8 protein-coding genes are annotated in these 12355 nt (G+C 54.1%); 3 read left to right on the top strand and 5 right to left on the bottom strand.

Annotation, left to right across the window (positions count from 1 at the left end):
* The first annotated feature begins 18 nt into the window (after window positions 1-18).
* Window positions 19-738 carry a DUF445 domain-containing protein gene (locus ABC502_RS16200; protein ID WP_345916638.1) on the top strand — a complete coding sequence of 240 codons (720 nt, stop codon included), beginning with the start codon at window positions 19-21 and terminating at the stop codon, window positions 736-738.
* A 37-nt stretch (window positions 739-775) separates the two neighbouring features.
* On the opposite strand, the gene ABC502_RS16205 is transcribed toward ABC502_RS16200, so the two are convergent.
* A complete protein-coding gene (locus ABC502_RS16205; protein WP_330087511.1) occupies window positions 776-2113 on the bottom strand; it encodes an MFS transporter in 1338 nt (445 codons plus the stop codon).
* A gap of 201 nt (window positions 2114-2314) precedes the next feature.
* On the opposite strand from ABC502_RS16205, the gene ABC502_RS16210 reads away from it, so the two are divergent.
* Both ABC502_RS16210 and acnB read left to right on the top strand, forming a co-directional pair.
* Window positions 2315-4393 carry a M13 family metallopeptidase gene (locus ABC502_RS16210; protein WP_345916639.1) on the top strand — a complete coding sequence of 693 codons (2079 nt, stop codon included), beginning with the start codon at window positions 2315-2317 and terminating at the stop codon, window positions 4391-4393.
* Between the two features lie 272 nt (window positions 4394-4665).
* Entirely contained in the window at window positions 4666-7263 is a 2598-nt protein-coding gene (gene acnB / locus ABC502_RS16215) for a bifunctional aconitate hydratase 2/2-methylisocitrate dehydratase (RefSeq protein WP_345916640.1), read from the top strand.
* A 74-nt stretch (window positions 7264-7337) separates the two neighbouring features.
* Here the strand turns inward: acnB and ABC502_RS16220 are convergent, their stop codons facing one another.
* The 4 genes from ABC502_RS16220 to ABC502_RS16235 all read right to left on the bottom strand — a co-directional run bounded on the left by ABC502_RS16220 (window position 7338) and on the right by ABC502_RS16235 (window position 12354).
* Window positions 7338-8387, bottom strand: coding sequence for a PDDEXK nuclease domain-containing protein (locus ABC502_RS16220; protein WP_345916641.1), 1050 nt, complete (start codon window positions 8385-8387; stop codon window positions 7338-7340).
* Window positions 8388-8546: 159 nt separating this feature from the next.
* Entirely contained in the window at window positions 8547-9482 is a 936-nt protein-coding gene (locus ABC502_RS16225; protein ID WP_345916642.1) for a polysaccharide deacetylase family protein, read from the bottom strand.
* 47 nt (window positions 9483-9529) lie between these two features.
* Window positions 9530-10936 carry a peptidoglycan DD-metalloendopeptidase family protein gene (locus ABC502_RS16230; RefSeq protein WP_345916643.1) on the bottom strand — a complete coding sequence of 469 codons (1407 nt, stop codon included), beginning with the start codon at window positions 10934-10936 and terminating at the stop codon, window positions 9530-9532.
* A gap of 8 nt (window positions 10937-10944) precedes the next feature.
* On the bottom strand, window positions 10945-12354 hold the full coding sequence (locus ABC502_RS16235; protein WP_345916644.1) for a M23/M56 family metallopeptidase: 1410 nt from the start codon (window positions 12352-12354) through the stop codon (window positions 10945-10947).
* Window position 12355 lies beyond the last annotated feature (1 nt).

Raw genomic sequence — 12355 nt, forward strand, 5'->3', positions numbered from 1 at the left:
CGTTTAGGAGATATTTGGATGAACAAAAGTATGCTGACCAATGGTGTGGCGCTGGCGATCACCATCGCTGGTTTTGGTCTGGCGCAGCCCTGGTTGCTTACCACCGGCTTATTTGCCTTGTCCGGCGGTCTGACCAACTGGCTGGCCGTGCATATGTTGTTTGAGAAAGTGCCTGGTCTTTATGGCTCCGGCGTGATCCCGGCCCGCTTTGAGCAGCTCAAACAAAGCCTGCAGCAGCTGTTGATGACGCAGTTCTTTAGCAGCGACAACATCGACCGTTTTTTGCATCAGCAAAATGAATACGGCGAGCCGATGAAGCTGGAGCTTGGCCCGGTTATTGAACAGGTGGAGCTGGATCCGGCTTTTGATGCACTGCTAAAGGTGGTGGAAGAGTCGTCCTTTGGCTCGATGCTGATGATGGTGGGTGGTAAAAAAGTGCTGCTGCCACTGCGCGACCCCTTTATACAAGAACTCAAAGCTGCTCTGACCGAGATTGCTGACTCCGATGCCTTCCAGCAGCAAGTCTTACTGCAACTGGAACGCCCAGAGCAGATGCAGCAAATTCAGCAGCACATTGAAACCATTGTCGAAGCAAGACTGGATGAGCTCACGCCTGAGCTGGTGAAGCAGATGCTGCAGCAGATGATCAAAGAGCATCTGGGCTGGCTGGTGGTGTGGGGTGGTTTCTTTGGCGGCCTGCTGGGCTTGCTGGCCGCTTTGGTACTGAATGGTTTGTAATCAGCAGGCGCAGGCCTGCTGATTATTTTTATCCCCGTTAGCCCGGGTGCTGGTGCTCGGCGGCGGTTTCCTGGTGATGGCCCGGTGTGGCCATCGGTTTGTTTTCATGACGCCATAACAACAGCGCAAACACCAGGCCGGTGACGGCCAGGCCGGTGTAAAACCACATACCAGGCGCATAGCCGGCGACATTGTCGGCACTGGCCTGATTCAGATCATTCAGATAGCCAATTACCGGTGGCACGATGGACCAGCCGATTTGCTGGCACAGCGTCATAGTGGCATAGGCGGTGCCTAAACGGCGCTGATCGACGGTATAAGCCACCGAAGGCCACATCGCCGCTGGTACCAGCGAAAAGACGCAGCCAAGCAGCAGCATCACCAGCAACAAGGTCAGTGGAATGCTACTGCCAAACACCATCACCGGTGCGCCGGCTGGCAGGTAGGTGACTGCCAGAAACAGTGGCAGCATCATCAGACAACCAACCGTCATAAAAAGACCACGCCGGCCGACTTTATCGATTAGCAAACCAAACAGCGGGGTGGCAATAATGGCGGATACCATCATCATGCTGTTCAGCATACCGGCAGCTTCCCGCGCCAGGCCATGCGCCTCCTGAAAGTACATAATAGCAAAGGTACGGAACGGGAAAATGGTGGAATAAAACACCACGCAAAGCGCCACAATAAACCAGTAGCGCTGGCCAAAGAAAAATAACTCTTTGAATTTCAGTTTGTCGGTCTGGCCGGTGGCGCCCAGATCAAAGCGCCCTTCGCAGCGTTTTTCCTGCAGCCAGTACAGCATGGCAGCCGTCACCGAAATACCGGCAAAGGCGGTGGCAAGCCACAGCGGGTCCTGCCAGTTGCTGTACAGCGGGCTGGCAAAGTTGGTCGACCAATCGGCCGAAGCCGATCCTAAGCGTGACAGCGATAAATTGATGCCAAAGGCAAAGCTCAGCTCTTTGCCTTTAAACCATTTGGCCAGCACGGTGGTAGCGGCCACAATCAAAGGCTCGGAGCCTAGCCCCAGCAGCAAACGACCACTGGCAATGATTTCATAGCGGGGGCTGATGGCCGTGATAATGGCGCCAAGCAGACAAATGCTGGCAAACAGCAACAAAGCGCGCTTGGTGCCGTAACGGTCGATAATAATACCGCCAATCAACAGCGCTGCGATGGCGCCCAGATTGTAGATGGAAATCAGAAAGCCTGTTTGCTGATTGCTAAAGCCCAGATCGCTTTGCAGTAAATCAATCACCGGACCAAGCGAGTCGTAGACATAGTAATTGCCAAACATTGCCAGGCTGACAAACAGCAGCACCAGCCAGCGGTGCAATGGGGTAGGCCGGGGTAGGGCCTGATGGGTTGGGTTCATAGTGGGTGGTTTCTCATGCTGGGTGCATCTGGGGATGCTTTGTTATTTGGCTAATACTGTAACGGAGCTGAGCTTGTCAGGCAATGCCGGCAAAAGGGTAACAGGGTTGTCAGGTTTTGTTACAAAACATGTTTGCACTTGCAGCAAGGGCTTCGTACTATGCATAGCGATAACCACTTTCGACCACAGGATCTTACCACGATGAAAAAGAAAATCAGTGTGCTGGCAGCCAGTGTGGCATTGGCACTGGGTTTGGCTGCCTGCGATGGCCAGCAACGCGTACCGGCAAATGAATCAACCACAGCGACTGTTCCTGCTCAGGTGGCATTAACCTCTGGGGTAGAGTTGGAAAATTTTGATAGCAGCGTGCGCTTTCAGGATGACTTTTACTATGCCGTCAATGGCAAATGGATAGAAAATAACCCTATCCCGGCCGATCGCTCACGTATCGGCTCTTTTGATATTTTGCATCAGCAAGCACAGCAAGCAGTGTTGGACATTATCGAAGCCGTGGCAGCCCGCACCGATTTGGTTGAAGGTTCGAATGAGCACAAGCTGGCCAGCTTCTACAACAGCTTTATGGATCAGGACAGGCTGAACCAACTGGGTATTCAGCCAATCCAGCCTTTATTGGAGCGCATTGCTGCTATGGAATCCACTGAACAGTTAGGTCAGGTGCAAGCGGAATTGCAACGTGATGGCGTAGCTGGTTTGTTTGGCTGGTACGTCAATAACGATGCCCGTGAGTCGACCCAGTACGGAGTGTATTTGTTTCAGGGCGGGTTAGGTTTGCCGGATCGCGATTACTACTTTAACGAGGATGACGACTCGCTGCGTTTAAAAGCAGCCTATCAGGAGTATGTCGCGGATATGCTGGCCCTGGCAGGCGTGGCGGATGCGGCTGAAGCCGCCGAGCAAATCCTGAAGCTTGAGCATGCGCTGGCCGAGCATCACTGGACCCGGCTGGATAGCCGCAATGCCGACAAAACTTACAACAAGAAAACAGCAAAGGAACTGAGCGTTCTGCTTGGTAACTTTGACTGGGCTGCTTACGCCACTGTGTTTGGCGTACCTGTTGAGCAGGATGTGATCGTGGCACAGCCATCGTATTTCTCTGGCTTGTCGGACATTATTGCCAATACCGACCTGGCGACCTGGCAGGCCTATCTGACCTACCGCACCATCCATAGCTTCGCTCCGCAGCTGAGCGAAACCGTGGCCGATCGGCGTTTTGCCTTTTACAGCCAGACACTGCAAGGGGTCGAAGAGCAGCAACCTCGCTGGCGGCGGGCGGTCGATACTACCAACAGCGTACTGGGTGAGCTGGTAGGGCAATTGTATGTCGAGCGGCACTTTAACGAAGCCGCCAAAGCGCGGATGGAAGAGTTGGTAGAAAACGTGCTGTTGGCGTTTGGCGAGTCGATCAAAGAACTGGAATGGATGTCGGAAGCTACTAAGGTCGCGGCGTTGGAAAAGCTCAGTACCTTTACCACTAAAATTGGTTACCCGGATAAGTGGGAAGACTATTCGGAGTTGGTCATTAAAGCCGATGATTTGGTTGGCAATAGCATTCGCGCCAGCCACCGTGGCTATGATCAAATGGTTGGGAAACTGGGTGGTCCTATCCAGCGTCACGAATGGTTTATGACGCCACAAACCGTAAATGCCTACTACAACCCGGTGATGAACGAAATTGTCTTCCCGGCCGCTATTTTGCAACCCCCTTTCTTTGATATGAATGCCGATGATGCGGTCAACTATGGTGGCATTGGCGCTGTCATTGGCCATGAAATTGGCCATGGTTTCGATGATCAGGGGGCCAAGTACGACGGTGATGGCAATCTGCGTGACTGGTGGACTGCCGAAGACTTAGCGCGTTTCCAGCAACTGGGGGCTCGTTTAAGTGCACAGTACAGCCAGTTTGAGCCTTTCCCTGGTGTCTTTGTCGATGGCGATGTGGCCCTTGGCGAGAATATTGGCGATCTGGGGGGCATGACGGTGGCACTGCGTGCCTACAAACTGTCGTTGGGCGGTGAAGAAGCACCGGTGTTGGATGGCTTTACCGGCTTGCAGCGTTTCTTTATTGGTTGGGCGCAGATTTGGCGTTCGAATTACCGCGAAGAAGCCCTGCGCCGTCAGTTAAGTACCGGGCCGCACTCACCACCGTACTACCGGGTGATTGGTGTGCTGCCGAATATCCCGGAGTTTTACCAGGCCTTTGATGTACAGCCAACCGATACCATGTATCTGCCTGAGGAAGAACGCGTCAAGATTTGGTAATCATTTTCTGTTATACTTTCATCGGTTAACGGGCAATCGCAATGCGGTTGCCTGTTTTCGTGCCAACACGCCCTGCAAGCATGCTACAACTGGTCTAACCATTTTATTCAGCCAGTTTATACCGGCTATAACCGGATACGACTGCAGGCGAATGTTAATCCGGCAGCTAATTTCTTATAATCACGCAGGTACAATTCCAGAGTCGACGCCAGCAGGCAGCGCAGTTCCGGCCTGAACCATGCAGCGTCACCAACGACCAAGAGGACATTACAGTGCTACAAGAATATCGTGATCACGTCGCCGAGCGCGCGGCAGAAGGCATCCCGGCCAAGCCGCTGAATGCTGAACAAGTGGCAGCCTTAGTCGAGCTGCTGAAAAATCCACCTCAGGGTGAAGAAACCTTTCTGGTCGAGCTGCTGGAAAACCGTATTCCACCTGGCGTGGACGAAGCTGCCTATGTCAAAGCCGGCTTTTTAGCTGCGGTCGCTAAGGGCGAGACCAAATCCCCTTTAGTCACCCCAGAGCGTGCCACTGAGTTGCTGGGCACCATGATGGGTGGTTACAATATTGAGCCCCTTATCAGCCTGCTGGACCATGCTACGTTGGCACCGCTGGCTGCCAAAGCGCTGTCGCACACCCTGCTGATTTTTGATGCTTTCCACGATGTCACCGACAAAGCTGAAGCGGGCAATGCCTTTGCTAAGCAAGTCCTGGCCTCCTGGGCCGAAGCGGAATGGTTCAAAGCCAAACCAGCGCTGGCAGAAAAAATTACCCTGACAGTGTTTAAAGTCACCGGTGAAACCAATACCGACGACCTGTCACCGGCACCGGATGCCTGGTCACGGCCGGATATCCCGCTACACGCGCTGGCAATGTTGAAAAACAGCCGCGAAGGCATTGAGCCGGAAGAGCAGGGCGTGCGTGGCCCGATCAAGCAACTGGAAGCCCTGAAAGAAAAAGGTTTCCCACTGGCCTATGTTGGTGATGTGGTCGGTACCGGCTCGTCGCGTAAATCCGCCACCAACTCGGTGCTGTGGTTTATGGGCGACGATATTCCCTACGTGCCCAACAAGCGCGGTGGTGGCTTCGTACTGGGCGGCAAGATTGCGCCGATTTTCTTCAACACCATGGAAGACTCTGGTGCGCTGCCAATTGAAGTCGATGTATCCAACCTGAACATGGGTGATGTGATTGATATCTATCCGTATCAGGGCAAAGTGTGCCGTCATGGCAGTGACGAGGTGGTGGCTGAATTCAGCCTAGCGACCGAAGTGTTGCTGGATGAAGTACAAGCGGGTGGTCGTATCCCATTGATCATCGGCCGTGGCCTGACCGACCGTGCCCGTGAGTTCCTGAAGCTGGAACCATCCACGGTGTTCCGTCGCCCAAGTGCGAAAGACGACAGCGGTAAAGGCTTCACCCTGGCGCAGAAAATGGTCGGTAAAGCCTGTGGCGTAGCGGGTGTTCGCCCTGGTACTTACTGTGAGCCTAAGATGACTACGGTCGGCTCCCAGGATACCACTGGCCCTATGACCCGTGACGAGCTAAAAGATCTGGCCTGTCTGGGCTTCTCGGCCGATTTGGTAATGCAGTCGTTCTGCCATACCGCAGCCTATCCAAAGCCGGTCGATGTCGATACCCACCACACCCTGCCTGATTTCATTATGAACCGTGGCGGTGTGTCACTGCGTCCGGCCGATGGCATTATCCACTCCTGGTTAAACCGCATGCTGATGCCAGATACCGTGGGTACCGGTGGTGATTCACACACCCGCTTCCCGATCGGTATTTCTTTCCCGGCAGGTTCTGGTCTGGTCGCTTTTGCGGCGGCAACCGGCGTGATGCCACTGGATATGCCAGAGTCTGTGCTGGTGCGTTTTAAAGGCGAAATGCAACCGGGTATTACCCTGCGTGACCTGGTGCATGCGATCCCGTACTACGCCATTCAACAAGGTTTGCTGACGGTGGAGAAAAAAGGCAAGAAGAACATCTTCTCTGGCCGTATTCTGGAAATCGAAGGCTTGCCGAACCTGACCGTCGAGCAGGCGTTTGAGCTGTCCGATGCCTCTGCAGAGCGCTCTGCCGCCGGTTGTACCATCAAGCTGTCGGAAGCCTCCATTGCCGAGTACCTGGAATCCAACATCGTGATGCTGAAGTGGATGATTGCCGAAGGCTATGGCGATCGCCGCACCATCGAGCGTCGTATTCAGGCGATGCAGGAATGGCTGGCCAAGCCAGAGCTGATGGAAGCCGATGCCGATGCCGAGTACAGCGAAGTGATTGAAATCGACCTGAGCGAAATCAAAGAGCCGATCCTTTGTGCACCGAACGATCCGGACGATGCCCGTCTGTTGTCGGAAGTGGCTGGCGATAAGATTGATGAAGTCTTTATCGGCTCTTGCATGACCAACATCGGTCACTTCCGCGCCGCCGGTAAGCTGCTGGACAAACACAAAGGTCAGCTGCCAACCCGTTTGTGGATTGCTCCGCCAACCAAGATGGACCAGGCGCAGCTGACCGATGAAGGCTATTACAGCATCTACGGCAAAGTCGGTGCCCGCACCGAAATGCCAGGTTGCTCGCTGTGTATGGGTAACCAGGCACGGGTGGCCGAGAACTCCACCGTGGTCTCTACTTCTACCCGGAACTTCCCGAACCGCTTGGGGCAGGGCGCAAACGTCTACCTGGCGTCGGCCGAACTGGCTGCGGTCAGCTCCATTATCGGCCGTTTACCAACGGTGCAAGAGTATCTGGAGTACGCCAAGCAGATCGATGCGACAGCGGCCGATACCTACCGCTACCTGAACTTCCACAAAATGCCGCAGTACACCAAAAAAGCGGACAATGTGATTATTCAGCAAGCAGTGTAATTAGCACCTGCAATCCTAAAAGACCTGCTGCGGCAGGTCTTTTTGTTTCAAACGGAACCACTCAGCTGCGAAGGCTATTGCACTATGCGGTATTCACCGCGCTGCTCTTTTATCTGTTGCTCTATTTTGCGCCGTTCTCGTTCCAGTTCACGCTGCAACTCTTCTTCACTGGGCAAAATAGTAAGGTAACGGGAGGCAAACAACTGCTGGCTGTCTTTTAACACCGAATACTGCGCCACGGTGTGGTTGTGTTCGCTGCACAAGATCAGGCCTATGGTGGGGTTGTCGTCGGGCGAGCGTTTTTGTTCTTCGTACAGACGCACGTACATATCCATCTGGCCAACATCCTGATGGCTGAGTTTGTTCAGTTTCAGGTCGATCAACACAAAGCATTTCAGCAGGTAGTTGTAAAACACCAGATCGATGTAATAGTCGCCATCGTCGGTGCGGATGCGTTGCTGACGCTCGACAAAGGCAAAACCCTTACCCATTTCCAACAGAAACTGTTGCAGGTTCTGAATAATGCCGCGCTCCAGATCGGCTTCTTGATAGCGACTGGTATCCAGATTAAGAAAATCCAGAATATAAGGATCGCGCAAGTAATCTTTGGGGGTGTCGGCTAACGGCAGGGTATTGGCTTGTGCCTCCGCTTCTACAGTGGGTTTTTCACGGCTGGATAGCAAGCGTTCGTAATAGAGGGTGCCGATCTGACGCTCCAGAGCACGCACACTCCAATGTTGCTGAATGGCTTCCTGTTGATACCACTGACGTGCCGCCGGATTTTCCAGCCGGGCCAGTTGGTTGTAGTGCGACCAGCTCAATTCGGTAGACACTGTCTCTCGAATTGGAAAGGCCTGATAAAACCGGCGCATATTGCGCAGGTTGGTTACATCAAAGCCTTTGCCAAATTCACCGGTCAATCTGCTAGCCAGTTGCTCCAACTGTTGTTTACCATAGGCTGCGCGTTGCTCACCCTGCTGCTCGTGTTCGATAATCAGCCGGCCAATCTGCCAGTAGGTGTGTACCATAGCGCTGTTGACCTGGCGCTGGACCTGTTGGCGTGCTTGCTGAACCAGTTCACGGATGATCTGGTACAGCGGATCAGTGTCAGCGTGCTTGCTCATAACCCAACTCCTTTAGGTAATCTTCCATTTCGTGGCATTTAGCTGGGCTAATTCATTGGCTGGCCTGGCTCAATGCTTACCTGCTTTGTGTTGGTTGTTTAGTGGCCGTGATGCAGAAATAATCGGTTGATGCTGGTTAAATGTCAAACCAAAGTGGTTTCATCGCTGCAGTACCTCGCTGCTAAAGCGCGCTTTTAAGTAGGCTTCATTCAGTGTGCTATGCCAGAGCCCTTTTCTCTGACCCTGATCAGCGGCGATTTCACCAATTCTGCCAGGGTTGAAGGTGAATAAGCGGCTACTTTGGTAACTGAGTAAAGGATCCTGATAGGCTTGCTCCATCGGGATGATTTCCCAGCCTTGCAATCGCAACTCGGCTATCAGATCGCCGATAAATAAGGCCGCCAGGTCATTCTCATGCAGCAGTAACACATGCTGTGGCGAGCGATTAAGGTACTGCAGTGCAAGTTCATGGTAGTAGTGAATACTTGCCATTAGGGTATCCACGTAAAAATTGCGCATGGCTGCGAGCTCAACCGCTTCCCCTGCCTGAATGGCCTGTTGAAACAACTGGTTCAGATACCAATCGTAATTGTTAAGGGTGATGTAAGCATTGATGTAGTGATTCTCAGCCAGGTATTGCCTGACACCATCACGTTTTTCCAATGTATCGCCTTCCCTCAAATAGGGAAATCGGAACCACCTTCTGAACGTTGGGTACTGCTGCAAAGCGCTATCGGCTTGTTCGATGCCGGCGATAAAGTCGGCAAGGCTGGTGCTGTTCAAATCCGGATGGCTGTGGGTATGGTTTGCGATAATATGCCCCGCTTTGCTGTAAGCCAGTAGTCGCTGATGTCCCTTTGGCGTGATGTGTTGACTAACAGCAAAGAAGGCGGTTTGCTGTATGCCTGCCTTTGCCAGGGACTCAAGCAGCAAACTGGTTCTTTCCTCGCCACTGAAGTAACCGCTGCTGGGGGTTGGCGCATCATCAAAACTAATGGCTATGCGTTTGGGCGCTGTCTGCGGCTGCACAGCCAGCTGTTCTTTGGCCAGCAGGCCTAGGCTAAAACAGGCCAGAATGGCGAAAAATAATTTCATCAGGATCCCTGTTGTCTAAGTGAGCGGCTAAGCCGTGCAGCGGTCTTTCAACGCTGCTGTGCCAGTAAGGTTTCTTCTTCCATCTGCTGCACCAAAAAAGCAACCCGGCTAAAAAAAGCGTCCCGACCTTCATCCGGCAGCGGTTGTGCCATCGGGATTGAGGCAGTCATGGGGTTGACCGGGCGGTTGTTGCTGTGCAATTCGTAATGCAGATGAGCTCCGGTGACCCGGCCGGTAGCCCCCGACAGCGCAATGCGCTGGCCACGGCCGACGCGCTGACCTGCGCGTACCAGTGCCCGGCTCAGATGCAGGTAGCGGGTTTTGTACTGACCATGATGCTGAATTTCCACGTAACGGCCAGCAAAAGGATGGTTTTCAACCCGGATCACGGTGCCATCGGCTGCTGCCAGCACCGGGGTACCAACCGGGGTGGCGAAGTCGGTGCCATTGTGTGGCCGTACCCGTCCGGTGACCGGATGCAGACGCCGAGGATTAAAATCATCGCTGATTCGATAGCTGCGCTCCAGTGGGATACGCAGAAAGGCTGGCTCTAAGCTTTCGCCATTAGCATCGTAGAACTGGCCATTGTCGTGCAGGAAGGCGCTAAACTGCTGGCGGCGATTAAACAGCCGCACAGCTTCAATCCGGCTTTGCCCCGTCGCTTGGTCAGCAACATAGTTGTCACCGCGCACGATCTGAAAACGGGCCCCGGCCTGAATGTCGCGGGAAAAATTAAGCTGGTTTCGAAACAGCTGCTGGACAGTGGCAATGTCCGCATCGGTTAAGCCGGCATCTTTCGCCGAGACGTAAAAGCTGCCCTGAATGTCACCCACCAGGGTGGTGCTGTGCCAGTCGCCGGCATCCAGCAGTTCCTGATAGCTAAAATCACCATCGTCGTCGCGTTGATACAGTACTCTGTGGCCAGCATGCACCAGCAACTCCATCGACTGCAATTGCTGCTCGCTATCCAGTTTAAAGATCAGTTGATGGCCCGGGCGCAATACATCCAGTGCCAATAAGGATTGATCGGCGGCCATTAACTGGCGCAGCTGCTGTTGATCCAAACCATGGTGGGAAAAGATCCGGCTTAAACTGTCTCCGGGCTCAATGGCATAGTGGTGAAGGTGATTATCCAGAGTGGGCAACTCTGGCTCTGTCGTCATCGTCAACTGTTGCAGCTGCTGCTGGACTTTTTCTTCCAGTTGCCAATGGTGCCAGTTTGTTTGAAGCTCTGCAGGTTGTAAACCAGCGGGCAGCCAAGCGGCCGAAGTGGTGGCTGATTGATCCGGTTGGCTGGACCAAATCACCAGAGCCGCAGACAACAGCAGCAGCGACAGCAAGGCTCTGCCATGATGCTTACTACAATGTGCTAGCAGCGGAGGCAGAGAGGTAAGCATCCATAGGTTTTTCATCACGTAAGGCTCTTTTGCATCGTTGTTGTCCAGGCGAAACATCGCCTTCCTTAATTTGCTTGGGAATAGGAACGTTTGGGAAGTGCCAGATAAAGAGCCGGATCCTGATGCTGACCATCGAGCAGCAGCTCAAAATGCAAGTGTGGCCCGGTGACCTGCCCGGAAGCGCCAACGGTGCCTATCGGCTCACCGGCCGCGACACTTTGGCCGGCCGTGACGTAAAAAGCATCCAGGTGGGCATACAGCGTCTGGTAGCCATGGCCGTGGTCAATCAGCACCACCTTGCCGTACCGGCTATGCAGGCTGGTTGCATCGGCAATCAACACCTTACCTCGTTGTGCTGCCTGGATATCAGAGCCCCGAGCAGCACCAAAATCCACCCCCTGATGCGGCCGGTTTTGCCGCAGCGGATGCTGGGTCGCATAGGCGGAGGTGATCGGTACCTGGCCAACGGGCAACAGCCACTGTGTTGGCGGGGCGCTGTAGTTTAGTTGGGCGTAGCCTATATTCAGCAACAAAGCAGCGAAGCCCAGTAGCAGAGGAATACGCCAGCGCTGCCAGGAGGATAGCGCCGGAGCCGGGTGAAACAATTGCTGCAAACGTTGCTGATAGAAGCTGTGCCCACTGTTGGCGTGCATAAAAGCTGCGTTAAGTTTCGGTTGGGCTTGGTGCTGGCAACGCTTCAGGCTGTTTAGTAAGGTCTGGCCATACAGCAGAGCCGAGCCGGGTTCATTGGCCAGTACGGCCCGATCCACCGCCAACTCCACGCTTTGAATAAAGGCCTGCTCCAGTTGGCGCAGCAGCGGGTTAAACCAGCACAGCGCTACCAGCAGCCGAAGCAGCAACAGCTGCTGCGGATCGCGTCGCTGCAGGTGGGTGAGTTCATGCTGCAGCAACAAACGACGCTGCTCGGCGGTCAATTGCCACATGTAGGCCGGTACCACTAACACCATATGGCGCCAGCCGGCAATAAAAGGCGAAATGCTGGTCTGAGTCTGGCGGAGCTCAAACCGGGCGGGAAGCGCTGCCAATTGCTCGGGACTGAACAGGCTGGCGGCAGCCAGCGGCTTGGACTGCCGGATCAACCGTTGCAACTGCTGCCATTGCCGGACAAGTCGGTACAACTGCCACAGACTCACTGTGCCTAGGCCGCCGAGCAGCAACCACCAGATGAACTGGCTATTGGCCGTTGGCTGCAACAGGCCGGGGTGAAGCGGTTGGGCACTCTCGGCTTGGATGGCATGCAGCGTATCTTGCAGTAGCACTGATGGAATGGTCCATTGCTGGCCCAGCTCCGGCAGCGGTAGCAACGGAAGGAAGCACAAGCCAAGCAGGCACCAAAAGTAGGGCGGCCATTGCTGCAAGGCGCTGAATTTTTTGAGCAGCAAGCGGCTGACCTGCCACAACAGCAGAGTCCACAGGCTGCACAGTAACAAGGATAAAAGCAGCTGCTGTGCCATC

It is taken from the genome of Alkalimonas sp. NCh-2, from assembly GCF_039631345.1.
GTDB classification, from domain to species: domain Bacteria; phylum Pseudomonadota; class Gammaproteobacteria; order Enterobacterales; family Alteromonadaceae; genus Alkalimonas; species Alkalimonas mucilaginosa.

What these genes read in the sequence shown, in the direction of transcription:
- ABC502_RS16200 (WP_345916638.1), top strand. Translation starts at nt 19, where the DNA reads ATGAACAAAAGTATGCTGACCAATGGTGTGGCGCTGGCGATCACCATC.
- ABC502_RS16205 (WP_330087511.1), bottom strand. Translation starts at nt 2,113, where the DNA reads ATGAACCCAACCCATCAGGCCCTACCCCGGCCTACCCCATTGCACCGC.
- ABC502_RS16210 (WP_345916639.1), top strand. Translation starts at nt 2,315, where the DNA reads ATGAAAAAGAAAATCAGTGTGCTGGCAGCCAGTGTGGCATTGGCACTG.
- ABC502_RS16220 (WP_345916641.1), bottom strand. Translation starts at nt 8,387, where the DNA reads ATGAGCAAGCACGCTGACACTGATCCGCTGTACCAGATCATCCGTGAA.
- ABC502_RS16225 (WP_345916642.1), bottom strand. Translation starts at nt 9,482, where the DNA reads ATGAAATTATTTTTCGCCATTCTGGCCTGTTTTAGCCTAGGCCTGCTG.
- ABC502_RS16230 (WP_345916643.1), bottom strand. Translation starts at nt 10,936, where the DNA reads ATGTTTCGCCTGGACAACAACGATGCAAAAGAGCCTTACGTGATGAAA.
- ABC502_RS16235 (WP_345916644.1), bottom strand. Translation starts at nt 12,354, where the DNA reads ATGGCACAGCAGCTGCTTTTATCCTTGTTACTGTGCAGCCTGTGGACT.